The sequence below is a fragment of the Amycolatopsis sp. NPDC051903 genome (assembly GCF_044452505.1).
In the GTDB taxonomy this organism is placed as follows: Bacteria; Actinomycetota; Actinomycetes; order Mycobacteriales; family Pseudonocardiaceae; genus Amycolatopsis.
Map to the genome: position 1 here is coordinate 59,355 of NZ_JBITBT010000041.1, position 23,626 is coordinate 82,980.

The following is a 23,626-nucleotide window of genomic DNA, read 5'->3' on the forward strand; positions in this document are numbered from 1 at the left end:
GATATAAGTCATCTTCAATCATCCGGCTCAGTGGAGATGACCTCTAGGATGGGGCGGTCCTGCCCCTCCACCTGGAACGCGAGCCACTCCGATGACGCCCCAGCAACGCCTGAACGCCCTGCTCGAGTTGGTGAGCGAACGGGGGAACGTGACGATCGCGGAGATCGGCGAAACGCTCGGCATCTCCCCCGCGACCGCGCGCCGCGACCTGTCGATCCTCGCCGAGCAGCGGCTGATCACCCGCACCCACGGCGGCGCGGCGGCGCTCGGCGCGGGCTACGAACTGCCGTTGCAGTACAAGATCGCGCGGCAGGCCGAGGCCAAGACCGCGATCGCCCGCACCGCCGCGGAGCTGGTCCGGCCCGGCGAGACCGTCGGCCTCAACGGCGGCACGACGACCACCGAGGTCGCGCGTGAACTGGGCAAGAGCGAGCGGTTCATCCGCGCCGACGGCGAAACCGGGCTCACGATCGTCACGAACGCGCTGAACATCGGTTACGAGCTGTCGGTGCGCGCGCACGTCAAGATCGTGGTGACCGGTGGCGTCGCGCGACGGCAGTCCTACGAGCTGGTCGGCTCACTGGTGTCCACCGCGCTCGCCGCGTTCGCCCTGGACACGGTGATCCTCGGCGTCGACGGCCTGAGCGCGCAGTACGGCGCGACCACCCTGCACGAGGGCGAAGCCGAGGTGAGCAGGCACTTCAGCGAGGTCGCCCGCCGCGTGATCGTGGTCGCCGACTCGACGAAGCTGATGAAGTCGACGTTCGCCCGGATCTGCCGGCTCGCGGACATCGACGTGCTGGTCACGGACGCCGAGGTGCCGGCGTCGTTCGCCGCGGAGCTGGCCGCCGCCTCGGTCGAGCTCGTGGTCGCGACCTGACGACCACGCGGGTAACGGTTCGCGCACCGGCTTGAGCAGAGTCGCCACCACGGTTGTGCATTAGTGATTGGTTTGCCATCATGCAGATCAATATCACGCAGAGGTGAGGTGACCAGGTGGCAAACGGCGAAGCTGTCCGCGTGGGCGTGGTGGGCATCGGCCAGCGGGCCGTGATCGCCCGGCACGTCGCCGAGTCCGGGCTGCCCGCGACCGTGGTGGCCGCGGCCGACCCGACCGACGGCGGCCGTGCCCGGGCCCGCGAGCTGTTCGGCGACGTCACGGTCGTCGAGACGCACACGGAGCTGATCGAACGCCGGCTCGTGGACGCGGCGATCGTGACCGCGCCCGACTGGACCCACGCCGAGATCGCCGTCGACCTGCTGCGCGCCGGCATCGCCGTGTACCTGGAGAAGCCGCTCGCGATCACGCTCGAAGACGCCGACGCCGTGCTCACGGCTGCGCACGAAGCGGGCACTCCGCTCTACATCGGACACAACTTCCGGCACTCGGGCGTCGTCCGCGCGCTGCACGACGTGGTCGCCCGCGGCGAGATCGGCGAGGTGAAAGCGGTGTGGTGCCGCCACTTCGTCGGCAACGGCGGCGACTACTACTTCAAGGACTGGCACGCCGACCGCGGCAAGGTCAACTCGCTGCTGCTGCAGAAAGCGAGCCACGACCTCGACGTGATCCACCTGCTGGCCGGCGGCTACACGCGGCGCGTGGCCGGCATGGGCCGGCTCGCGGTCTACGGCGGCATCACCGACCGCGGCGGCAACGAGGGCCGGCTGATGCAGGACTGGTTCTCCTTCGCCAACTGGCCCCCGGCCGCGCAGACCGGGCTCAACGAGGTCGTCGACGTCGAGGACGTGTCGATGGTCATGATGACGCTCGACAACGGCGTGCTGGCCAGCTACGAGCAGTGCCACTTCACGCCCGACTACTGGCGCAACTACACCGTCATCGGCGACAAGGGCCGGGCCGAGAACTTCGGTGACACCGGCGGCGGCGTGGTCAAGGTGTGGAACCGCCGCCGCACCTGGGCCACCGACGGCGACGTCGAGTACCCGATCTCCGGTGTCGAAGAGGGGCACGCCGACGCCGATCTGATCACGATGACCGAGTTCCTCCGGTACGTCATCGACGGCGAAACCCCCACGCTCTCCCCGGTCGCCGCGCGCGAAGCCGTCGCCACCGGCGCCCTCGCCACGCAGTCGCTGCGCAACGGCTCGATCCCGCTGGACGTGCCGCCCCTGCCCGCGGCCGTGCGCGACCACTTCCCCGCTCCCGCTGGCACCCGCTAGCCCGCCGTTTCTCTCCCCGCCCGCTGAAAGGAACCCCCGATGGCCTCATCCGCTCGCGGCCGGCGCCGCGTTCTGGCCACCCTGGCCGGTGCCGTGGCCGCCACCCTCCTCGCCGCGTGCTCGTCCGGCACCAGCGCGTCCACTTCGGACACCCCGTACAGCCCGCCGGACGCGAACGTCTCGGCGAACCTGACGTATGCGGTGTGGGACCAGACCCAGGTGAAGGCGATCAACGCCAACCTCGCCGAGTTCAAGAAGAAGTACCCGAACATCACGGTGAACGTGGACGTCACGCCGTTCGCGAACTACTTCACGAAGCTGCAGACCGAAGCGTCCAGCGACAGCCTGCCCGACCTGTTCTGGATGAACGGGCCCAACTTCCAGCTGTACGCCGGCAACGGCAAGATCGAACCGATCACCGGCGAGGTCAAGGCCGGGGCGATCGACCCCAAGAACTACCCGTCCTCGCTCGACCAGCTGTACACCTTGGACGGTGTCCAGTACGGCGTGCCGAAGGACTTCGACACCATCGGCGTCTGGATCAACAAGGCCCTCTTCGCCGAGGCCGGCGTGCCGATCCCGGGCAAGGACTGGACGTGGGCCGACTTCCAGTCCACCGCCGCGCAGATCTCGCAGAAGCTCGCCGGCAAGGGCGTCTACGGCATCACCGCCGGCATGGACGGGCAGACGACGTACTACAACACCATCTTCCAGGCCGGCGGTTCGGTGCTCACGCCCGACGGCAAGAAGTCGCAGTACGACACACCGGCCACCGAGAAGGGCCTGCAGTTCTGGGCGGACCTGGTGAAGTCCAAGGCCATGCCGACGATCAAGCAGCTCACCGACACCACCGGTGACCAGTGGTTCGTCTCCGGGAAGTCCGCGATGTACCAGGGCGGCAGCTGGGCTCGCACCGAGGTCGCGGCGGCGCCGATCGCCAAGGACATCGCCGTGCTGCCCGTGCCCAAGGGTGACCGGCAGGCCACGGTGATCCACGGAGTGTCCAACGTGGTCGCGGCGAACAGCCCGAACAAGCAGGCCGCCCAGGCGTTGCAGGTGTTCCTGGCGAGCAAGGAAGCGCAGCAGCAACAGGGCGACCTCGGCGCCGTGATCCCCGCCTACACCGGCACGCAGACGGCCTTCGCGAAGTCGATGCCCGGCGTGGACCTGCAGCTGTTCCTCGACGAGGTCCCCTCCGCCAAGCCGCTGCCGGTCTCGAAGAACACCGCGACGTGGAACACGCTCGAGACCAACCTGCTGCCCGACGCGTTCGACGGCACCAAACCCGTCGACGCCGTGGCGAAGGATCTCGCATCGCAGATGAACGCCGACCTGGCCAAGGAATGAGTGTCGTGTCCGCCGACGTCGCCGAGTCCGCCCCGGCCTCCGCCGCAGCCGCCGCCCCGCGGCCGCGGCGGAGCGCCCGGCGCCGGGACGGCCTGTGGCCCTGGGTGTTCGTGCTGCCGCTGCTGGCCGGGGTACTGGTCTTCTACATCTGGCCGATCCTGCAGACGGCGTTCTACTCGTTCACCACCTGGGGCGTGTTCGGGGGCTTCACCTGGTCCGGAGTGGACAACTACAGCCGGCTGTTCACCGACCCGCAGCTGTACCGCTCGCTGCTGAACACCGCGATCTACACGGCGGTGGTGCTGCTCGGCGTGCCGATCGCGGCGTGGCTGGCGAGCCTGCTCAACACTCCGGGCCTGCGGTTCGCGCAGTTCTACCGCGTGCTGTTCTTCCTGCCCTACGTGGCGATGCCCGCCGCCGTGGCCCTGGTGTGGCGCATGATCTTCAACGGTGACTACGGGATCCTCAACTGGGCGCTCTCGCGCATCGGCATCGCCGGGCCGTCGTGGGTCAACACGCCCGGCTTCGCGCTGGCCGCGGTGGCGGTGGTGGGCCTGTGGTCGTCGCTCGGCTTCTCGATGATCGTGCTCGGCGCGGGGCTGAAGAACATCCCGCCGGAGCTCTACGAGGCCGCTGAGCTCGACGGCGCGAGCCGCTTCCGCCAGTTCCGCTCGATCACGCTGCCGCTGCTCGCGCCGAGCGTGTTCTTCGTGGTCGTGGTGACCACGATCGCGAGCTTCCAGCTGTTCGACCTGCTGTACGCGTTGCTGGGCAACCACAACGCGGTGCTGCCGAAGACGATGTCGCTCGTCTACTACTTCTACAACGCCGGGTTCGTCGAGAACGACAAGGGGTTCGCCGCCGCGATCGCCATGGTGATCTTCGTCCTCATCGGACTCGTCACGCTCGTGCAGTTCCGCTTGCAACGGAGGTGGGCCAATGCCTAGGGCACGCGGGCGGCGGCGGGGTTCGCACGCGCTGATCCACCTCGTCCTCGGGGTCGGCGGCCTGATCATGGCTTTCCCGTTCCTGTGGCAGATCGTGATGTCGCTGTCCACGAACGCCGAGGTCCAGAGCGTGACCCCGACGTTCTGGCCCGCGCACCTGCAGTGGCAGAACTACGCCGCCGTGTTCCAGCGGCTGCCGTTCCTGTCGCAGCTGTGGACCTCGGTGCTCATCACGGTGATCCGCACCGTCGCGCAAATCGTGCTGTGCACGCTGGCGGGCTACGCGTTCGCCCGGATGCGTTTCCGGGGGCGCGCGGTGCTGCTGGGCCTGGTGCTGTCGATCCTGCTGGTGCCCTCGCAGGCGTACCTGATCTCGCAATACCAGATCGTGCAGAACCTGGGCTGGCTCAACACGCTGGCCGGCATCGTCGCACCGGGACTGTTCAGCGCGTACGGCACTTTTCTCATGCGCACGGCGTTCCTCAACCTGCCGGCGGAGCTGGAGGAAGCCGCGCGCATCGACGGCAGCGGTCCACTGCGGACGTTCTGGAGCGTGATGCTGCCGGTGGTGCGCCCGAGCATCAGCGTGCTCGCGATCTCCGCCGTGCTGTGGTCGTGGAACGAACTGCTGTGGCCGCTGGTCGTGTCGACGCGCGCCACGCAGATGCCGCTGTCCGCCGCGCTCGCCACCTTGGCCGGCGACGTGACGGTGAACTACCCCGTGCTCATGGCGGCCAGCCTGCTGGCGATGGCGCCGGTGCTGATCCTGTTCATCTTGTTGCAACGGCGGGTCATCGACGGATTGGCGTCGTCCGGCCTGAAGTGAGGTCCGCGGGGTGTCGTCTCAACGATTGGAAACCTCTTCCTAATAAGTGAGAACAGGAGTTAGGCTGAGGCCCATGGCGGCCTACACCCACGGCTATCAGGAATCGGTGCTGCGCTCGCACCGCCAGCGCACCGCGGAGAACTCCGCCGCGTACTTGCTGCCGCGGCTGGCGGCCGGGCAGGCGTTGCTGGAGGTCGGCAGCGGGGCCGGGACGATCACCGCCGATCTCGCCGCGCGGGTCGCGCCCGGGCGGGTCACGGCGGTCGAGCTCACGGAGACCGCGCGGGACCTCGGGCGGGCCGAAGCGGCGCGGCGCGGGCAGGAGAACATCGGCTTCGTCGTCGGTGACGTGCACGCCCTCGACTTCCCCGAGGACAGCTTCGACGTCGTCCACGCGCACCAGGTGCTGCAACACGTCGCCGACCCCGTGCAGGCGCTGCGCGAGATGCGCCGCGTCTGCCGGCCCGGCGGCGTGGTCGCCGCGCGCGATTCGGACTACGCCGCGTTCACCTGGTATCCGGCCGACCCGGTCCTCGACCGCTGGCTCGCCCTGTACCAGACGGCCGCCCGCGCCAACGGCGGCGAACCCGACGCCGGACGGCGCCTCCTGGCCTGGGCCCACGCCGCGGGTTTCACCGAGGTGCTTCCGTCGTCCACCACGTGGTGCTTCGCGACCCCCGACGCCCGCACCTACTGGGGCGGCATGTGGGCCGACCGCATCCTCAAGTCGGACATCGCCACCCAATCCCTGCGCGACGGCCTGGCGTCACCAGCGGAACTGGAGGAGATCTCCGCCGCGTGGCGCCGCTGGACGGACGACCCGGACGGGTGGATTTCGTTGCTGCACGGGGAGATCATCGCCATCGCTTAGGCCCGTTCGGTGCTTTGCCCGAAATCGCCCATCGACACGTGTTCGCTCCGATATGATCGCGGCTTGTGACCGAGCCCACGGATGGTGCCGCCGACAGCTCTCCGGTGTCCGGCCCGACGGATGACCACGAGCGAGATCGGCTCGTCGCCTCGCTCCGCGACCGCATCCGGCTGATGGCGGCGGACATTCTGGCCGCGGATGATTCCCGGCTCGCTCGCGACATGCCACACGTCGATCGGGCCGAAGTGAAGGCCGAAGTACTGCAGCGAACGGCTGTCGACGCGGACACGTTGCTGAGCACGACCAACGAGCAGATCAACGAGCTGCTCGAAGCGCAGCGAGCACTCCTACAGCACACGGCTCCACGCGCTCGTCCGGCCGGGCAGTCGAACCCCCGGGACAAGGTCGCTCACGCGTCAGTCGGTTTCGCTCTGTGGCTGGGGATCTTCGTGCCCGTCCTCTGCTGGCAGCTGGTGCAGACACCGCTGAGCCCGTCCGCGCACTTCTGGCTGTCGGTCGCCGTGGTGATCGCCGGTCTCGTCTCCCTCCGACCCGTCTACCAGGCTGTTGCCCGAGCGGGCCGCCGGTTGACCGGCCAACCCGCGCTGGGTGGTGCCGGCTGGTCCTTCGCGACTGGCTTCGTCACCGCCTACCTGCTGATGGTGTGGCGGTTGTGGATGACCTGGCGGGACGCGATGGGGACCGGCTGGGCCGTCGTGGTCTGGGTGGCCATCGGCTTGGTGACCTCGTTCCTGACGCTGATGAGTTTTCTGCTCGCCAAGGATCCGACCAAGGACGAAGGTCCAGGCAGGCGCATCCCGCGACCGGTCGTCCGTCGCGAGGCCCTTTTCACGGTCATCGCGCTGGTCGCTCTGGCCCTGTTGCTCACCGGTGTCGTACGGGTTCCCTGGCCGGAGTGGGCGGCCTGGGCGGCGGCCGACGCGCTGTCCCTCCTGATCGCGGTCGGCGGCGGGCCGCTCGTGCTCGGGTCCACCAAGCTGGTGCCCGCTCGGCTTTCGAGTGATCCCGGACGGCGCGGCACCCCGGCCTGGACCCAGAAACGCGACGAGCTGGCGAAAGCTGTCGACGAAGCCGACGCGGAGTGGGCGACGAGCATCCGGAAACCCGTCCGCCGGAGCGTGACGCACCACCTCAACACCGTGGTCACCCCAGGCTTCAGCACGAAGCTTCCCGAGATCGACCGCAGCGCGCTCGGCCAGATGCGCGCGGGCGAGCGGGCGTTCACCGAAACGCCCGCCGGGCAACGGCTGAAGGCCGTGCTGGCGGGTATCCACGGCGGTGCGGTGGGCATGGCGGGCCCGCGGGGCGCGGGCAAATCCACGCTGCTGGAGGCGTACCAGGCCGGCCGGTTCATCGAGCTCGGCGAGGTGCACATCGCGCTCTTGGAGAGCGTGCCGGTGAAGTACGACGCTCGCGAGTTCGTCTTGCACCTGCACGCACAGTTGTGCGACGCGGTCCTGCGCTTCTGCGACAAACGCCTTGGTACCCGGCAGGAAGCTGCGCGGCCGTGGCCGGCGCGACTCGCCCGGCTGCGTCGGCTGTGGCCGTTCGCCGCGGTCGTGGTCGCGTGGGTGGTGCTGGGGGTCGCGGGTTCCCTGGCGACGAGCCGATCCGACGTCGACCTTCGCACCTGGTTCGCGACGATGTGGTGGCCGCTGGTGTCCCTGGTCGGTGCGGCCGCGATCCTGGGGATCGCAGTGCGCCGGCGCCCGAGTGCGATGCCCGCGTACCAGGGGCCCGACGACGAGCCGCCGAAGCCGGCTCCCGGTGACCTCGACGGGCTGCGCGCACTCGCCGAGCGCACGCGGGGCGAGATCGAGTTCCAGCTGAAGCACACGTCGGGGTGGTCGGGGAAAGTCGGTCTGCCGATCGGCTTCGAGGCGGGGGTCAGCGGATCTCGCGAAGTGACGCGACAGCAACGGACTTATCCGCAGATCGTCCACGAGTTCAGCGATTTCCTCAAGGCCACGATCACTTGCCTGAACGGGCTTCCCCACGTCGCGCCCACCTCGGTGGTGATCATCCTCGACGAGCTGGACAAGATCGCCTCCCCGGACGTGGCGCAGGATTTCGTCAACGAGGTCAAGGCCCTGTTCAACCTCGACGTGCCCGGGTTCCTGTTCCTGATCTCCGTGTCGGAGGACGCACTGGCTTCGTTCGAGCGACGCGGCCTGCCGGTGCGGGACGCCTTCGACAGTGCCTTCGACCTCATCTTCCGACTGGAGTACTTGAAGCTCGACGACTCGCGGCAAGTGCTCTACAGCCGCGTGCTGGGACTGCCGGAGCCGTTCGTGTGCCTGTGCCACTGCTTGGCCGGCGGCCTGCCCCGCGAACTCGTCCGCGTCGCGCGGCAGATGATCAGCGCTTCGGGCTCTCTGGCGGACGTCGCGCGCCGCCTGGTCGACGAAGAGCTGCGGGACAAGCGTGGCGCCTTGCGCACGGCCGTGGCCCGCGGGACGTACGACGACGTCCTGGTGAGCGACCTCGTCCGCCACATCGACGCACACGCGGTCGCGGATCCGTCGGCGCTGCTGCGTGCCGCCGCACACCCGCCGATCACCACGCCTTCGACGAGCGACCTCGTGTCCCTGTACCGGCTGCAGGTGGAAACGCTGGGGCACTTGTACTTCCTGGGTACCGTGCTGGAGGTGTTCGCGCTCGAGTTCACCCCCGCGGATCTCCGTCGAGGAACCACCGAAGGCGACGCGTCGTTCGACACCCTCACCTCGGTGCGACAGCTGTTCCCGGTCAACGCGCGGCTGGCTTGGCTGACGGTCAGCGGATTCCGGCAGGCCTGGGGTCTGCCCACCGTGCAGCCGCCTGATCTTCAGAGCGCGCAGCCGGCCAACGGCTCCGGCGACGGCGTGAAAACCGCCGTCGGCTCGTAGCGCGAGCACCACGGTCACGATGGGACACCGCCGGTTGACGCCGCGGTTCGGTGGGCTGTTGGATTCCCGATCGTGCGTCGGAGAGAGCTGGTCATCGCGGGGGTCGCGGCCGTGGTGGGTGGGGCGGTTGTCGCGGTGGTGATCGGGTTCGGTGGTGGGCCGGTGGGGCCGCAGCCGGTCGCGCCTGTCGTGGCGGCGAAGCCGAAGCCGCCGGTGGTGGGCCGAGTTCGGTGGTGCCCGGGGTGAAGCCGGTCGTGCCGTCGTCGAGTGCGGCGCCGCCGGTTCACGCCGGGCCGGCGCCGGCGACCAAGGCGCGGGCGGCGACGACTCGCGCGGCGGTGGCGCCAGCGAGCGATGAGGCGCCATCCGATCGGGTCCGGGACCGGGTTTACCAGCAGCCGATCAACGCGCGGCCGCAGGGACAGGTGACGGGCCCGGGCATCGTGCCCCAGAACGGCACGAAGACGAAGGACACCGGGCCGTCCGACGAACCGGTGACGACACCGACGCCGCTGCCCAACCCGGCCGAGACCCCGCCCACGTACACGCCGCCCGTGCAGCCCGGGCCGTAGCCTTCTCCCGGCCGGCTATTCGGTGATGTCGTACTTGTGTTTCCACTCTGGGATGAGCTCCTCTTCCTTCGCGCCCCCGAAGGCGTAAGCCGGGGAGAGCACGCGGTGGGCTTCGTCGACGTGGATGAGGACGGCGTGGTGGAAGGGGTAGCCCGGGCCGTTGGCCGCGACGAGCCAGTCGGCCAGGAAGGTGTGGACCGGGTGGCCTGGGGGCAGCACCTCGGCGGTGCCGCGGAAGCGGTAGCCGCGGCGGCGCAGGACGTCGATGGAGTTGACTTCGACGCGCGGGTCGCGCCGGAGGTTGGCGACGGTGTGCGGCGAGGCCAGGTCCATGAACGCCAGGTGCTCGTCGTCGTAGACGCGGACGGAGCCCTTGGGCGAGAGGTTCGGCGCGCCGTCCGGGCGGGTGGTCGCGACGAACGACAACTTCGCGGAGGCGACGATGAGGCGCATGTCGTCGGTGAACGTGGTCATGAACTGGTCCTTTCGCAGAGGCGGTCGAAGCTGAAAGCGAAGGTCCGCACGGGCGAGAGACCCAGCAGCAGGGCAGCGGCCGCGGCGGCGAAGACGGAGGCGCTCAGCGGTGCTTCCCAGCTCAGGAACAGCGCCATCGACAGCGCGAACACCAGCAGCAGCGCCGCCGCGGCCCCAGCAGACCAGCGCACGAGGAAGCCGGCCAGCAACGTCAAGCCCAGCACCAGTTCCGCGGCGGTCGCGGCCCACGCGGCGGCGTCGACGAGACCGCCGGGCAGGTAGGGCGCGAGGCGGTGCGTGTAGGCGGTGTACGCGGCGAAATCGCCCCACGAGACGGACGCGGTGTGCGGCGGGCCCCACCAGCCGAAGCGATCGGCGACGGCCGAGAGGAACCCGGCGGCCAGCGCGAGGCGGGCTAGCACCGTCGCCGTCGACCACACCCGCTCGCGCCGGGCGACGGGTTCGAGGGAGAGCGCCATCAGCCGGCCCCTCGACCACGAACAGCCTTCGAAAACCCCATCAGATCTCCCTCGTGGACGCTGCGTGAACACGTTCGACGCTAGGCCGGGCACAGGCCGTCACGGAAAGACCGAACAACGCTGATTCAGTAACCTGACGTTATGGATCTTGAAGCCCGCCACCTGCGGTACGTCGTGGCCGTGGCCGACACGCTCAACTTTTCGCGCGCCGCCGAGCAGCTGCACATGTCGCAGCCCGCGTTGTCCGCGCGGGTGAAAGCCGTGGAGCGGCACCTGGGTGTGCCGTTGTTCGAGCGGACGACGCGGTCGGTGGCGCCCACGGAGGCCGGACAACGCTTCACGCAGAAGGCGCGCGCGATCCTGCGGCTGCTGAAGGACGCGGAGCGCGAGGCGCGCGAATCGGTGCACGGACGGGTGCTGGCGATCGGGTTCTACGGCGTCGCCGCGGGACCGTTGACGGCCAAGATCATCGAGCGGTTCAAGGAACACAACCCCGGCGTCGAGGTGGAGCTGAAGCGCCACGGCTGGGAGGACCCGTCGGCGGGTTTGCACGAGCGGACGGTGCCGCTGGCGTTCGTGCGGCCGCCGTTCCGGTCGGACAAGCTGCGGCTGCTCGTGCTCCGCACCGAGCAGCGCGTGGCCGGGTTGCCGAGCGGGCACCCGCTGGCCGACCGCGAGAGCGTGGACGTCACCGAGCTGCTCGACGAACCCCTGGCGATCCGGCGCACACCCGACCCCGTGTGGGCCGAGTTCTGGTCCGGGGGCGACCTGCGAGCGGACCACCCGGCGCCGCGGCTCGTGGAGGTCGGGGACGTGGACGAGGAGCTGCAGGCCGTCGCCGCCGGGCGCGCGGTCACGCTGACCGCCGCGGCGGCGCCGATCTACTTCCCCCGGCCCGGCGTGGCGTACGTGCCCCTCACCGGGCTGCCGCCGAGCCGCATCGCGCTCGCGTGGCACGCCGACGAGACCGACCCGGTCTGCCACGCGTTCGTCGAAGCCGCCCGGGAAGTGGCCACGCAGAGCTAACTGCCTAAATCGGGCCGTCGCAGCTGTGCAGACAGCACGAAGTCACGCCAGCCGCAGCGCCATCATCAGGGTCGCGCGAACGCGCCCGTCCTGCAGATCGAGCGCGAGGAGTTCCCGGATCCGCTTCAGCCGGTACGCGAGCGTGTTGCGGTGGATGAACAGCTCGGCGCAGATCGCCGGCGTCGCCCCACTGTGGCGCAGGTACGCCTCGAGCGTCGTCAGCAGCTCCTCCGACCGCGCCAGCGGCGCCACGAGCCGCTGGGCCAGGCTGATCGCGCCCGGGTGCCGCAGCGTGTCCACCACCGCGTCGAAATCCAGCCGCGGCGCGGCGTGCACGCCGGAGGGACCCAGCGCGCGCCGGCACATCCGCAGCACCAGGCCGAGTTCCGCCGCGTTCTCCGCGGTCGCGACCACGGCCGACACCGAGCGCGCCTGCCCGACGGCCGCGCGCGCCGCGGACGGTAGCTGCGCCGGATCGAGCGACTCGCTCTGCAGCAGGATCGTGGACAGGTCCGGCTCCTCGACGAACCGCATCGCCGAGTACTCCCCCGCCAGGACCACACGGGCGCGCCACGACACCGACCGCAGGTACGTCGTCGACATCCCCGCTTCGGCCTGCAGCACGACGACGCCCGTGCGCTGGTACGGCTCCAGCTCGGCGTCGCGGGCCAGCGCGATCAGCTCGGCCGTCGGCACGGCGTCGTTGCCGTAGACGGCTTCGGTGAGCCGGCCCGCGTTGCGCGAATGCGCCACGCCCGCCGAACCGAGCGTGGTGCTGAGCTGCATCGACACGACGGCGGCGACGGGTGCGAGCAGCGTCCGGATCGTGGTCTGCGCGTCGGTTTCCTCGACGACCAGCCGGAAGCGGTCGCGGTTGCTGCCGGGCAGCGTGAACTCCGTGCGGGCCGCGAGCGAGCCCTCGCCACCCGCCGCGAGCAGCGTCGCGCCGGTGGAGTCCTGAATGGACACCCGTGCGCCGACGACCTCGCTGATGCGGTGCAGCACGTCCTGCATCGTGCCCTGGTCCGCCGCGATGCGCGTGCAGTCGTCAGCCAGTTCCGAACCGCGGCGCAGCGCTTCGTAGCGCTCAGCCGACAGGCGGTCCTGCACTTCGCGCTGCACGAGCACGAACGGCACCTGGTCCGGGATCACCAGCAGCGGCACACCGCGGTTCCCGCACGCGACCACGAGCCCCTCGGGCAGCGTCGCGTGCGCCGGCCCGAGGCCGAACGCGAGCGCGGCGATGGGGACGTTCGCGAGCCGTTCCACGTAGGCGTCCCAGATCCGGACGTCCGTGACGTTCAAGGCCATCCCGGACGTCAGCATCAGCGCGCCCGGCGTGAGGAACGGCGACGGGTCGATCGACTCCGTCGGCGCGCACCACGTGATCGGCCGCGCCAGTGCACCGGGCGGGCCTTCGACGCGGATCTCGATGCGGCGCTCGGGATCTTCGAGCAGGTCGGCAACGCGCATCCCGGCAGCGTAGAGCACTGAGCACAAGACAGCCCGCACGATTAGGTCACTCTGACCAATGTGCCGGGCACCACACCCTGCCTACTGTTACCGACCATGACCGCGACCCTGAATTCCGACATGGGCGAAGGACTCGGCCTGCACAGCTTCGGCAACGACGAAGCGCTCCTCGACCTCGTCGACGTGATCAACCTGGCCTGCGGCTTCCACGCGGGCGACCCCGACGTCATGGACGCGACCGTCGCCGCCGCCGTCGCCCACGACGTCCGCATCGGAGCACACCCCGGGCTGCCCGACCTGACCGGCTTCGGCCGGCGCCGCATGGTCCTGACGCCGGAGGAGGTCGAGTCGATCGTGCTGTACCAGGTCGGGGCGCTCACGGCGTTCCTGACCAAGCACGGCGTCTCGCTCAACCACGTCAAACCCCACGGCGCGCTCTACGGCATGCTCGCCGGCGATCCCGAGCTCATGGCCGGCGCGGCCCGCGCCGCGAAGGTGTTCGGCGTGCCGTTCTTCGGCATCGCCGGCACCGCGCACGAGACGGTGTGCGGCGAACTCGGCGTGCCGTTCGTGGCCGAACTGTACGTGGACCTCAACTACGACGACGAGGGCAACCTGATCATCCTGCGCCGCCCCGAGCGCACCGACCCGGCCGCTGCGGCCGAACGCGTCCGGCGCGCGCGGCAGGGGCAGCCCGTGCTGTCGGTCAACGGCGCCGAGCTGGACATCCGCTTCGACAGCGTCTGCGTGCACTCCGACGCCCCCAACTCCCCCGAGGTCGCCGCGGCTGTCCGAGCCGTGCTCGACGAGAACCAGTGAAAGGCGGTTCCGTGTCCGACATCCTCTCTCCGCTCCCGGGCATCTTCTACACGCGTCCCGGGCCCGACAAGGAACCGTTCGTGCAGCCCGGCGACCGCATCGAGGCCGGCGCCGCCGTCGGCATCGTCGAGGTGATGAAGCAGTTCACCGAGATCCGTTCGGAGACCGGGGGCACGGTCAAGTCGATCAACGTCGCGGACGGAGGCACCGTGTCCCCCGGCGAGGTTCTCGTCGTGGTGGAGGACTGACGCGTGCGCAAGCTCCTCATCGCCAACCGCGGCGAGATCGCGGTCCGGATCATGCGCACCGCACGGGAACTGGGCATCGCCACTGTCGCCGTGTGCAGTGAAGCGGACCGCGGCTCGTTCGCGGCGCGGACCGCCGACGAAGCCGTGGTGATCGGCCCGCCGCCGGCACGCGACAGCTACCTCGACCAGCAAGCCGTGCTCAAGGCCGCTCACGACACCGGCGCCGACGCCGTGCATCCCGGGTACGGTTTCCTGTCCGAGAACGCCGGGTTCGCGCAGGCCGTGCTCGACGCGGGGCTCACGTGGGTCGGCCCGTCGCCCGACGCGATCCGGCTGATGGGCGACAAGGTCGCCGCGCGCGAAGCGGCCCGCAAGGCCGGTGTGCCGGTGCTGGCGGGCTCCGACGGGCCGCTCGACCCGGACGCCGACCCGCTCGCCGTCGCCCGGGGAGTCGGCTTTCCGTTGGTGCTCAAGGCATCCGCGGGGGGCGGTGGCCGTGGCATCCGGCTCGTCACCGACCCGGGCGACTTCCTCTCGGCGCTGGACCTGACGCGGTCCGAGGCGCGCGCCAGCTTCGGCGACGACACGATGTACCTGGAGCGGTTCGTCGAACGCGCGCGCCACGTCGAGGTGCAGGTGCTCGGCGACGGCGAACACGTGATCCACCTCGGCGACCGCGACTGCTCGATGCAGCGCCGCTCGCAGAAGGTGCTCGAGGAGGCCCCGGCGCCCGAGCTGCCCGACGAGGTCCGTGAACGGATCCGCAGCTCGTCGGTCGAGCTCGCGAAGGCGTGCCAGTACCGCGGGGCCGGCACCGTCGAGTTCCTGTACGACCCGGTGCGCCACGAAGCCGCGTTCATCGAGATGAACACCCGGCTGCAGGTCGAGCACCCCGTGACCGAACTGGTGACCGGCCTCGACCTGGTCGAGCAGCAGTTGCGGATCGCCCGCGGCGAACCGCTCGGCCTGGCCCAGGACGACGTCACGTTCACCGGGCACGCCTTCGAGTCGCGCATCAACGCCGAAGACCCGGACCGCGGCTTCATGCCGAGCCCCGGCACGGTGGAAACCCTGAGCTGGCCCGCGGGCGCCCGGGTGGACAGCGGCGTCGAGGCGGGCGATGCTGTGGCGCCGTACTACGACTCGATGATCGCCAAGCTGGTCGTGCACGGCCCGGACCGCGCCACCGCCATGGCGCGGATGACCGAAGCGCTGCGCGGCGTGGAGATCACCGGGATCGCGACGACGACCGGACTGCACCTGGCCCTGTTCGCCCGCCCCGAGTTCGCCGCGGTCGAACACCACACGAAGTTCATCGAGACGGCTCCCGGACTGCTGAAGGAGACGGCGTGAGCGCACCCCAGACCCTGCCCGCCGAGGCCCGCTACACGTGGGGCGGCGACGAGTTCCTGTTCGTCGAAATCGCCGAGGAGATGAGCCTGCCGGGGAACCTGCGGGCCATGGGCATCGCGCGCGGCCTGGCCGCGCGGGCCCTCGACGGCGTGGTCGACATCTGCCCGGCCAACGCGTCGCTGCTCATCCGCTTCGACCCGGACGTGCTGGCGCCGGCCGACCTGGAGGCCGCCGTCCGGGAGCTGGAAACCGAAACGCAGCAGCAGAGCAGCACCGTGCTGTCGACGCGGATCATCGAAGTCCCGGTGTGGTACGACGATCCCTACACCCGGGAGGTCGGCGCGCGGTTTCGCGACGGGTACCACCAGGACCCGAATGGCACCGACCTCGACTACGCGGCGCGGATCAACGACCTCGACGGCGCGGCCGAGTTCATCCGGCGCCACCACACGAACCCGTGGCTCGTGTCGATGGTCGGGTTCGTCGCCGGCCTGCCGTTCCTGTTCCAGCTGGTCGGCCGCGACAAACAGCTGGAGGTGCCGAAGTACCTGAGCCCGCGCACGGACACGCCGAAGCTGACCGTGGGGCACGGCGGGTGCTTCGCCTGCGTCTACTCCGTGCGCGGCGCGGGCGGTTACCAGATGTTCGGTATCGCGGCGGCGCCGATCTTCGACCCGGCGCAGAAGCTGGCCGACTTCGCCGATTCCATGGTGTTCTTCCGGCCCGGCGACGTCGTGAAGTTCACGCCGGTGTCCGAAGAGGAGTACCGCGCGATCGAAGCCGAGGTGGCAGCGGGCACGTTCCGCTACCGGATCGTGCCCGTCGAGTTCGACACCGAGCGGGCCGTCGCCGACCCCGAGGCCTACAACGCCACCCTGCTGGAGGTGCTCCGTGGCGAGTGAGCGCGCGATCGAGATCAGCCAGCCCGGCCTGGCGACGACCGTCCAGGACCGCGGCCGCATCGGCTACTACGACCTGGGCATCCCGCAGGGCGGGGCGCTCGACCAGTACTCCGCCGAGCTGGCGAACGCGTTGGTGGGCAACCGCGACGGTGAGGCGCTGCTCGAGTGCACCTACCTCGGCCCGGTCCTGCGCGCCCACGGCTCGCTGGAGGTCGCGGTGACCGGCGCGCCGGTGCCGGTGAAGGTCAACGGCGAGGAGCGTCCTCAGTGGACTCGCCTGGCACTGGCCGACGGCGACGAGCTGTCCTTCGGCTACATCGGCGGCGGTTCCCGGTACTTCCTGGCGTTCTCCGGCGGCATCGACGTGCCCGCGGTGCTGGGCAGCCGCTCGACGTACCTGCTCGGCGCCCTCGGCGGGTTCCAGGGGCGGAAGCTGGAGCCGGGGGACGTGGTGCCGATCGGCGCGCCGGCGAGCCCGCCGCCCGGTGACACCCTCGCCGAGGAACACCGGCCGGTTTTCGGCCCGCAGCAACAGGTCCGCGTGATGCTGGGGCTCTACGACCACCGCCTGACCGAACGCGGCCTGGCCAACCTGACCGAGCAGGAGTGGACGCTCACCCCGGTCGCCGACCGCGCCGGCCTGCGCTACGACGGCCCGGGCGTCGAGTGGCGCGAACGCGTGCAGCCCTTCGGCGCCGGCTCCGACCCGTCGAACATCGTCGACGCCGGTTACGCCGTCGGCTCCATCCAGATCCCCGGCGGCACGCAGCCCATCATCCTGCACCGCGACGCCGTCTCCGGCGGCGGCTACGCGATGGTCGCCACGGTGATCAGCGCCGACATGGACGTCGTGGCGCGCGCCGCGCCGGGCACGAAGACCCGCTTCGTCCCCGTCGACCTCGACACCGCGCTGATCGCCCGCAAGGACCGCGCCGAGCGCCTCGCGGCGGCGATCAGCTCACTGGGCTGAGCGGACGCGCCGGCCGGCCCCCTCTCCGGCCGGTGCGCCCGCTCAAGTCAGGTCCGCTTCGTCGCCGCGGGTCACGAGTGCGCCGGCTTCGGGCGGACCAGCGACACGGCCGTGTCGACGGCGGCGGCCACGTCGTCGTCGGGTGGGTAGAGCAGCGAGCGGCCGACGACCAGCCCGCGCACGCCGGGCTGGTCGAGCGCCGCGCGCCAGGATTCGTAGGTCTCCTCGGGCTCGGTGGCCGGGTCGCCGCCGAGCAGCAAGGTCGGGAGCGTCGTCGCGGCCATCACGCGGTCCATCTCCTTGATGACGGGCAGTTTGAGCCACGTGTACGCGCTGGACGCGCCGAGCCCCTGTGCGATGTGGACGGAGCGGATCACGGCCTCGGGCGAAAGGTCGTTGACCGCGCGGCCGTCGACGCGGTGGGTGAGGAACGGCTCCAGCAGCGCGACCACCCCGGCGCGGTTCAGCTCGGTGACGGCGCGCCCGCACGTCTCGAGCGTGGCGACGGTGGCGGGGTCGTCGACATCGATGCGGGTGAGCATCTTCGCGGCCTCGAACCCGGCGTCGACCGTTCCGCGCACGTCGTAGCCGGTCATGCGGTCGTCCAGTTCGAACGCCGACCCGGCCAAGCCGCCGCGGTTCAGCGACGAGACGACGACCTTGTCCTCCAGCGCGCCCAGCAGCAGCAGGTCTTCGAGCACGTCGGCGGTACCCAGCACGCCGTCGACGCCCGGCCGGGAGAGCGCTTCGGCGAGCCGGTCGAGCAGCTCGAGCCGGCTCGCCATGGCATCGGGCCGGCCGCGGACGGCGAGCGCACCGCGGGCCGGGTGGTCGGCGGCCACGAGCATGAGCCGGCCGTCCGGCGGGACGAACCCGCGGCGGGAGCGGGCGGCGAACAGCGCGGCGATCCGTTCGGGCTCGCGCGCCCGGATCTCGCGCAGCTCGGCGTGGTCGCGGGCGAATCCCGTGGACCGCACCGTGTCCACAGTGGTCATTCGTGGGTCTCCCTCTTGGCGTTCGGGTCGCCGCCGGCCAGCAGCGTGTCGATCTCTTGGGCGGTCGGCATGGCGGTGGAGCACTCCAGGCGCGAGGCGACGATGGCGCCCGCGGCGTTGGCGCGCGCGAGCGTCTTCGCCAACGGCCAGCCGGCCAGCAGGCCGTGCGCGAGCGAGCCGCCGAAGGAGTCGCCGGCGCCGAGTCCGTTGCAGGGCTTGACGAGCAGCGGCGGCGACACGACCCGCTCGTCGCGGGTCTTGGCGAGCACCCCCTTGGGCCCCTGCTTCACCACGGCGAGGCGCACGCCCGCGGCGAGCAGCGCGTCGGCCGCGCGTTCGGGATCGGTTTCGCCGGTCGCGACCTCGCACTCCTCGCGGTTGCCGACGGCGACCGTCACCCGGCCGAGCACCTCGCGCACCTCGGCACCGGCGGTTTCGGCGTCGGGCCAGAACATCGGGCGGTAGTCGAGGTCCAGCACGGTCTCGCGGCCACCGCGCGCGTTGAGGGCTTCGTGGTGCGCCGAACGCGAGGGCTCCTCCGAAAGCCCGCTGACCGAGAGCCACAGCAGCCCGGCCGCCGCGATCGCGCCGGTGTCCACATCGGACGGTTTCACCTGCAGGTCGGGCGCGGTCGGCTTGCGGTAGAAGTACAGCGGGAAGTCGTCGGGCGGGAAGATCTCGCAGAACGTGACCGGCGTCGGGTACTCGGCACTGGTCACGACGTGCCGGTCGTCGACCCCGAGCCGGCGCAGCTCGCGGCGCACGTAGCGGCCGAACGGGTCGTCGCCGACGCCGGTGATGATGGCGGCGCGCCGTCCGAGCCGGGCCGCCGCGACGGCGACGTTCGCGGTCGTCCCGCCGAGGAACTTCCCGAACGTCGTCACGTCCTCCAGGCCGACGCCCACCTGCAACGGGTAGATGTCGACCCCGGAACGGCCGAAGGTGAGCACCTCGGCTGGCTGGTTCATGGGTTTCGGCGACCTCTCGGGTGGTACGGACGGCGACGGTGCCCGACGTTAAGTCTGATCCCCGACCCCAGTCAAGAGTTTGTCCAGACATAATGACAATGTGCACCGGTCCGGTACCCTGTCGCGCATGGCCACCCGATCCGACGCCGTGCAGCTCGACGTGCAGCTCGACCGCAACAGCCCGGTGCCCCTGTACCACCAGCTGGCGCAGGCGATCGAGAACGCCATCACGTCGGGCACGCTGCGCCCGGGCGACCGGATCGAGAACGAGGTGTCGCTCACCGAGCGTCTCGGCCTCGCCCGGCCAACCGCGCGCCAGGCGATCCAGGACCTCGTGCGCAAGGGGCTGCTGGTACGCCGGCGCGGCCTCGGCACCCAGGTCACGCGCCCGGCGATCCACCGCGATGTGCGCCTGTCGTCGCTGTACGACGACCTCACCGGAGCCGGCCGCAAGCCCCGCACCACGCTGCTCGAACACAGCACGGGCACGGCCGCGTCCACCGGCCTGAAGGACCTGCTCGACCTGCTCGGACCGGACGAACCGCTGCACCGCATCCGCCGGCTGCGCTTCGCCGACGAAGAACCGCTGGCGATCATGACCAACTACGTCGTCGGCCGGTACCGGCTCGACGACGAGGACCTCGTGGCCAAGAGCCTGTACGACGTGCTGCGTTCGCAGGGCGCGCAGATCGCCATGGCGCACCAGACGATCGGCGCGCGCCTGGCCGACGAGGATGAGGCGGCGCTGCTCGAACAGCCGCGCCCGCTCGCCTGTGTGACCGCCGCACTGTCGGTCTTCGACGACGCCGGCCAGCTCGTGGAACTCGGCCGGCACCTGTACCTGGCCGACCGCTACTCCGTGGAGACGGCTCTGGTGGTCTGAGCCCGTTTCCTGCCAAGGTTTTCGCCGAGGGGTTGCCGAGCACACAGGAGAGTCATGGGGTTCCGCCGGGGTCTGGCGCTGCTCGTCGCCGCCACGTTCTTCATGGAGATCGTCGACGCCACCGTCATCGCCCCCGCAGCGCCCGCCATGGCGGCGGACCTCGGGGTGCGGTCGGTAGACGTCAACGTCACCATCACCGCGTACGTCCTGACGCTGGGCGTCCTCATCCCGATCAGCGGCTGGCTCACCGACCGCTTCGGCGCCCGCCGCATCTTCGCGACAGCCTTGGTGCTGTTCACGCTGTCGTCGCTGGCGTGCGCGCTGGCGCCGAACCTGGTGCTGCTGACCGCGGCCCGCGTCGTGCAAGGCGTGGGCGGCGCGATGATGGTGCCCGTCGGCCGGCTCGTGGTCTTGCGCGCGACCCCCAAGACGGACCTCGTGCGCGCGGTGGCCTACCTGACGTGGCCGGCGTTGCTGGCGCCGGTGGTCGCCCCGGTCGTGGGCGGACTGCTGGCGGAATACGCGTCGTGGCGGTGGATCTTCGTGATCAACCTGCCGCTGGGGACGGCCGCGCTGATCGTGGCGCTGGCGATCGTGCCGGATCTGCGGGCGTCGCGTCCCGCACCGTTCGACCGGGTGGGGTTCGCGTGGGTCGCCGTCGGGACGGCCGCCCTGGTGGTCGCCCTCGAGGGCCTGGGCTCGGGGTTCAGCCCCGCGGTCCTGGTCTCGGCGGTCGTGGCCGTGGCGGGGCTCGGCTGGGCGGTGCGCCACCTGCTGCGCGCGTCGAATCCGCTGGTGGACCTGCGCATCCTGCGCGTGCCCACGTTCCGCATCACGGCCGCCACCGGCTCCGTCTACCGCGGCATCATCACGGCGATCCCCTTCGTGCTGCCCCTGCTGTTCCAGGTCGGCTTCGGCTGGACGGCCGCCCGCGCGGGCCTGGTGGTGATCGCCCTGTTCGTCGGCAACGTCGGCATCAAACCCGCGACGACGCCGTTGATGCGGCTGTTCGGCATCCGCACGGTGCTGCTGGTGTCGATCGTGGCCGGCGCCGCCTGCCTGGTGGGGATGGCGTTCCTGACGCCCACCACCCCGCTGCCCCTGCTGCTCGGCGTGCTGCTGCTCAGCGGCATCGTCCGCTCGACGGGGTTCACCGCCTACAACAGCGTCGCGTTCGCCGACGTGGACGAGCCGTCGATGAACCACGCCAACACGTTGCTGTCGACCCTGCAGGAACTGGGCGCCGGCCTGGGCGTCGCGATCGGCGCCCTGCTCATCCGCGCGGGCGGCGCGGTGACGTCGGACGCGGTGGGCCCGTTCCGGGTGGCGTTGGTGCTGCTGGCGGTGCTGCTGGCCGTGCCGTTGATCGCAGCGGCGCGATTGCCCCGAACAGCCGGGAACGTGGTCACCGGTCGCGCGTGATGAGGCTTGGCAGTTTGTCTGCGCGCAGATAGTCTACGCGCAGACAAACTGGGAGGGCACATGTGGACCACCGACTACCGCGCCGAGACGACGGCCGCACCCGAGGCCGTGTGGGCGGCGCTGAGAGCACTGCACAGCGGTGAACAGCTGAGCGAGCGCAGCGACAAGTTCGAGCTGCACGGACCGTTCGCGAAGGGGACCGAACTGTCGGTCACGCCGCAAGGACAGGACACGTTCCGCTCGCGCATCACCGAGCTCGTCGAGAACGAGGTCTACGAGGACGAAACCCGCTTCGGCGACGTCGTCCTGCGCTTTCGCCACACCCTGGCGCCACGCGCGGACGGGGGCACGCTCGTCACCCACCGCCTCGAGATCGACGGCGAGGGCGGCGCCGAACTCGGCCCGCAGATCAGCGAGGATTTCCCCGAGGCGATGGCCGACCTGCTGGCCTTCGCGCAACAGTGACCCGGTTCTCCGGCCCCGGCGAGAGCCCGGGCTTCCTGCTGTGGCACGTGACGCTCGCGTGGCAGCGGCGCATCCGGCTCACGCTGGAGCCGCTGGACCTGACGCACGTGCAGTTCGTGCTGCTGGCGTGCTGCTGGTGGCTGGAGGACCACGGCACCCCGCCGCGGCAGCAGACCCTGGCCGCACAGGCGGGCACCGACATCAAGATGACGTCGCAGGTCATCGCCCGCCTGGAGGCCAAGGGGCTGGTGTCGAGGACCGTCGACGCCGGCGACACGCGTGCGAAGCTGGTCCGGCTGACGACGGCGGGCCGGGCGCTGGTGGGCAAGGCGGTGACGGCGGTGGAGCGCGTGGACGCGGAGATGTTCGGCGCGGAGCCGGGACCGCTGCTGGGTGCGTTGAAGTCGGTGCTGGACCAGGAAGAGTGAACGTCCACAATGTCCTGTTCGAGCCGGGCGGGAGCAGCGGGTTGGCAGCTGGCGTAACTCCAGGTTTACGCTCGGACCCATGCGATTCGCCATCAAGACTTCGCCCCAGAACACCGCCTGGGAGGACATGCTCGCGGTCTGGCAGGCGGCCGACGAGATCGAGCTGTTCGAATCCGGCTGGACGTTCGACCACTTCTATCCCATTTTCTCCGATTCGACCGGGCCTTGCCTGGAAGGCTGGACGACGCTGACCGCGCTCGCGCAGGCGACCAAGCGGCTGCGCCTCGGCACGCTCGTCAGCGGCATGCACTACCGCCACCCCGCGCTGCTCGCGAACATGGCCGCCACGCTCGACATCGTGTCGGGGGGCCGGCTGGAGATCGGCATCGGCGCCGGGTGGAACGAAGAGGAGTCCGGCGCGTACGGCATGGAGCTGGGCACCGTCAAGGAGCGCAGCGACCGCTTCGAGGAGGGCTGCGAGGTCATCGTCTCCCTGCTCACGCAGGAGACCACGACCTTCAAGGGCAAGCACTACGAGCTCACCGACGCCCGCTGCAACCCGAAGGGCGTGCAGACCCCGCACCCGCCCATCTGCATCGGCGGCAGCGGCGAAAAGCGCACGCTGCGCACGGCCGCGCGGTTCGCCCAGCACTGGAACTTCACCGGCGGCGCGCCGGAGGAGTTCGCCCGCAAGCGCGAGATCCTGCACCAGCACTGCGCTGACGTCGGCCGCGACCCGAGTGAGATCACGCTGTCCTCGCACGTGCGGCTGGAGCCGGACCTGGACTACGCCGCGGTCGCCAAGCAGGCCGAGGCTCTCGGCGAGGCCGGGCTGGACCTCGCGATCGTCTACCTGCCGCCGCCCCACACGCCGGCCGTGCTGGAGCCGCTGGCGAAGGCGCTCGAACCGCTGCTCTGACGCCATCGGGGCTGCGCACGGACGACGTGCGCAGCCCCGCGAGCGGCCACTGTGGACACTGCTAGCGCGGGCCGCCGACCAGGGCGTGGGTGCGGGAGAGCACCTTGGCCACGTGCGGGGAATCCTCCCCCTTGCGCACGGCGACGGCG

General features: G+C 70.6%; 24 protein-coding genes. 19 read left to right on the forward strand and 5 right to left on the reverse strand.

Annotation, left to right across the window (positions count from 1 at the left end):
• Positions 1 to 91 precede the first annotated feature (91 nt).
• From ACIA77_RS43960 to ACIA77_RS43995, 8 genes are all read left to right on the forward strand, one after another.
• Positions 92 to 880, forward strand: coding sequence for a DeoR/GlpR family DNA-binding transcription regulator (locus tag ACIA77_RS43960; protein ID WP_395892111.1), 789 nt, complete (start codon positions 92 to 94; stop codon positions 878 to 880).
• 116 nt (positions 881 to 996) lie between these two features.
• Positions 997 to 2,181: a Gfo/Idh/MocA family protein gene (locus ACIA77_RS43965; protein WP_395892112.1), complete on the forward strand. Its 1,185-nt coding sequence runs from the start codon at positions 997 to 999 to the stop codon at positions 2,179 to 2,181.
• A 39-nt stretch (positions 2,182 to 2,220) separates the two neighbouring features.
• Positions 2,221 to 3,528, forward strand: coding sequence for an ABC transporter substrate-binding protein (locus ACIA77_RS43970; protein WP_395892113.1), 1,308 nt, complete (start codon positions 2,221 to 2,223; stop codon positions 3,526 to 3,528).
• Between the two features lie 5 nt (positions 3,529 to 3,533).
• On the forward strand, positions 3,534 to 4,475 hold the full coding sequence (locus ACIA77_RS43975) for a carbohydrate ABC transporter permease (RefSeq protein ID WP_395892114.1): 942 nt from the start codon (positions 3,534 to 3,536) through the stop codon (positions 4,473 to 4,475).
• Positions 4,468 to 5,301 (forward strand): carbohydrate ABC transporter permease, encoded by an 834-nt coding sequence (locus ACIA77_RS43980; RefSeq protein ID WP_395892115.1) that lies wholly within the window; start codon positions 4,468 to 4,470, stop codon positions 5,299 to 5,301. Before ACIA77_RS43975 ends, ACIA77_RS43980 begins: the two co-directional genes overlap by 8 nt.
• Positions 5,302 to 5,374: 73 nt before the next feature.
• Positions 5,375 to 6,172 (forward strand): class I SAM-dependent methyltransferase, encoded by a 798-nt coding sequence (locus ACIA77_RS43985; protein ID WP_395892116.1) that lies wholly within the window; start codon positions 5,375 to 5,377, stop codon positions 6,170 to 6,172.
• 65 nt (positions 6,173 to 6,237) lie between these two features.
• Positions 6,238 to 9,081 (forward strand): transcriptional regulator, encoded by a 2,844-nt coding sequence (locus tag ACIA77_RS43990; RefSeq protein ID WP_395892117.1) that lies wholly within the window; start codon positions 6,238 to 6,240, stop codon positions 9,079 to 9,081.
• A gap of 242 nt (positions 9,082 to 9,323) precedes the next feature.
• The gene (locus ACIA77_RS43995; protein WP_395892118.1) at positions 9,324 to 9,653 is read left to right on the forward strand and encodes a hypothetical protein; all 330 of its coding nucleotides are present in this window, start codon (positions 9,324 to 9,326) and stop codon (positions 9,651 to 9,653) included.
• A 15-nt stretch (positions 9,654 to 9,668) separates the two neighbouring features.
• Here the strand turns inward: ACIA77_RS43995 and ACIA77_RS44000 are convergent, their stop codons facing one another.
• Positions 9,669 to 10,127, reverse strand: coding sequence for a pyridoxamine 5'-phosphate oxidase family protein (locus tag ACIA77_RS44000; protein WP_395892119.1), 459 nt, complete (start codon positions 10,125 to 10,127; stop codon positions 9,669 to 9,671).
• On the reverse strand, positions 10,124 to 10,606 hold the full coding sequence (locus tag ACIA77_RS44005) for a hypothetical protein (protein WP_395892120.1): 483 nt from the start codon (positions 10,604 to 10,606) through the stop codon (positions 10,124 to 10,126). The genes ACIA77_RS44000 and ACIA77_RS44005 overlap by 4 nt, the downstream gene beginning before the upstream one ends.
• A 141-nt stretch (positions 10,607 to 10,747) precedes the next feature.
• On the opposite strand from ACIA77_RS44005, the gene ACIA77_RS44010 reads away from it, so the two are divergent.
• Complete coding sequence (locus ACIA77_RS44010) at positions 10,748 to 11,632, forward strand: LysR family transcriptional regulator (RefSeq protein ID WP_395892121.1); 885 nt, start codon at positions 10,748 to 10,750, stop codon at positions 11,630 to 11,632.
• Between the two features lie 42 nt (positions 11,633 to 11,674).
• Here the strand turns inward: ACIA77_RS44010 and ACIA77_RS44015 are convergent, their stop codons facing one another.
• Positions 11,675 to 13,105: a PucR family transcriptional regulator gene (locus tag ACIA77_RS44015; protein WP_395892122.1), complete on the reverse strand. Its 1,431-nt coding sequence runs from the start codon at positions 13,103 to 13,105 to the stop codon at positions 11,675 to 11,677.
• 96 nt (positions 13,106 to 13,201) lie between these two features.
• On the opposite strand from ACIA77_RS44015, the gene pxpA reads away from it, so the two are divergent.
• Genes pxpA through ACIA77_RS44040 form a run of 5 tightly spaced genes read left to right on the forward strand, consistent with a single transcriptional unit; the run spans position 13,202 to position 17,397 of the window.
• On the forward strand, positions 13,202 to 13,924 hold the full coding sequence (pxpA, locus tag ACIA77_RS44020) for a 5-oxoprolinase subunit PxpA (protein ID WP_395892123.1): 723 nt from the start codon (positions 13,202 to 13,204) through the stop codon (positions 13,922 to 13,924).
• 11 nt (positions 13,925 to 13,935) lie between these two features.
• Complete coding sequence (locus ACIA77_RS44025; RefSeq protein ID WP_395892124.1) at positions 13,936 to 14,172, forward strand: acetyl-CoA carboxylase; 237 nt, start codon at positions 13,936 to 13,938, stop codon at positions 14,170 to 14,172.
• Positions 14,173 to 14,175: 3 nt separating this feature from the next.
• Complete coding sequence (locus tag ACIA77_RS44030) at positions 14,176 to 15,525, forward strand: acetyl/propionyl/methylcrotonyl-CoA carboxylase subunit alpha (protein WP_395892125.1); 1,350 nt, start codon at positions 14,176 to 14,178, stop codon at positions 15,523 to 15,525.
• Positions 15,522 to 16,427 (forward strand): allophanate hydrolase subunit 1, encoded by a 906-nt coding sequence (locus ACIA77_RS44035; RefSeq protein WP_395892126.1) that lies wholly within the window; start codon positions 15,522 to 15,524, stop codon positions 16,425 to 16,427. The genes ACIA77_RS44030 and ACIA77_RS44035 overlap by 4 nt, the downstream gene beginning before the upstream one ends.
• The gene (locus ACIA77_RS44040) at positions 16,417 to 17,397 is read left to right on the forward strand and encodes a biotin-dependent carboxyltransferase family protein (RefSeq protein WP_395892127.1); all 981 of its coding nucleotides are present in this window, start codon (positions 16,417 to 16,419) and stop codon (positions 17,395 to 17,397) included. The genes ACIA77_RS44035 and ACIA77_RS44040 overlap by 11 nt, the downstream gene beginning before the upstream one ends.
• A gap of 71 nt (positions 17,398 to 17,468) precedes the next feature.
• Here the strand turns inward: ACIA77_RS44040 and ACIA77_RS44045 are convergent, their stop codons facing one another.
• Both ACIA77_RS44045 and iolC read right to left on the reverse strand, forming a co-directional pair.
• Entirely contained in the window at positions 17,469 to 18,392 is a 924-nt protein-coding gene (locus ACIA77_RS44045; protein ID WP_395892128.1) for a class I fructose-bisphosphate aldolase, read from the reverse strand.
• A complete protein-coding gene (gene iolC, locus ACIA77_RS44050; protein WP_395892129.1) occupies positions 18,389 to 19,360 on the reverse strand; it encodes a 5-dehydro-2-deoxygluconokinase in 972 nt (323 codons plus the stop codon). The genes ACIA77_RS44045 and iolC overlap by 4 nt, the downstream gene beginning before the upstream one ends.
• Before the next feature lie 127 nt (positions 19,361 to 19,487).
• Here iolC and ACIA77_RS44055 point away from each other — a divergent pair, with 127 nt between their 5' ends.
• The 5 genes from ACIA77_RS44055 to ACIA77_RS44075 all read left to right on the forward strand — a co-directional run bounded on the left by ACIA77_RS44055 (position 19,488) and on the right by ACIA77_RS44075 (position 23,477).
• Complete coding sequence (locus ACIA77_RS44055) at positions 19,488 to 20,243, forward strand: GntR family transcriptional regulator (protein WP_395892130.1); 756 nt, start codon at positions 19,488 to 19,490, stop codon at positions 20,241 to 20,243.
• 54 nt (positions 20,244 to 20,297) lie between these two features.
• Positions 20,298 to 21,665: an MFS transporter gene (locus tag ACIA77_RS44060; protein WP_395892131.1), complete on the forward strand. Its 1,368-nt coding sequence runs from the start codon at positions 20,298 to 20,300 to the stop codon at positions 21,663 to 21,665.
• Between the two features lie 60 nt (positions 21,666 to 21,725).
• Positions 21,726 to 22,130, forward strand: coding sequence for a polyketide cyclase (locus tag ACIA77_RS44065; RefSeq protein WP_395892132.1), 405 nt, complete (start codon positions 21,726 to 21,728; stop codon positions 22,128 to 22,130).
• On the forward strand, positions 22,127 to 22,558 hold the full coding sequence (locus ACIA77_RS44070; protein WP_395892133.1) for a MarR family winged helix-turn-helix transcriptional regulator: 432 nt from the start codon (positions 22,127 to 22,129) through the stop codon (positions 22,556 to 22,558). Before ACIA77_RS44065 ends, ACIA77_RS44070 begins: the two co-directional genes overlap by 4 nt.
• A 79-nt stretch (positions 22,559 to 22,637) precedes the next feature.
• The gene (locus ACIA77_RS44075; RefSeq protein ID WP_395892134.1) at positions 22,638 to 23,477 is read left to right on the forward strand and encodes an LLM class F420-dependent oxidoreductase; all 840 of its coding nucleotides are present in this window, start codon (positions 22,638 to 22,640) and stop codon (positions 23,475 to 23,477) included.
• Positions 23,478 to 23,626: the final 149 nt, after the last annotated feature.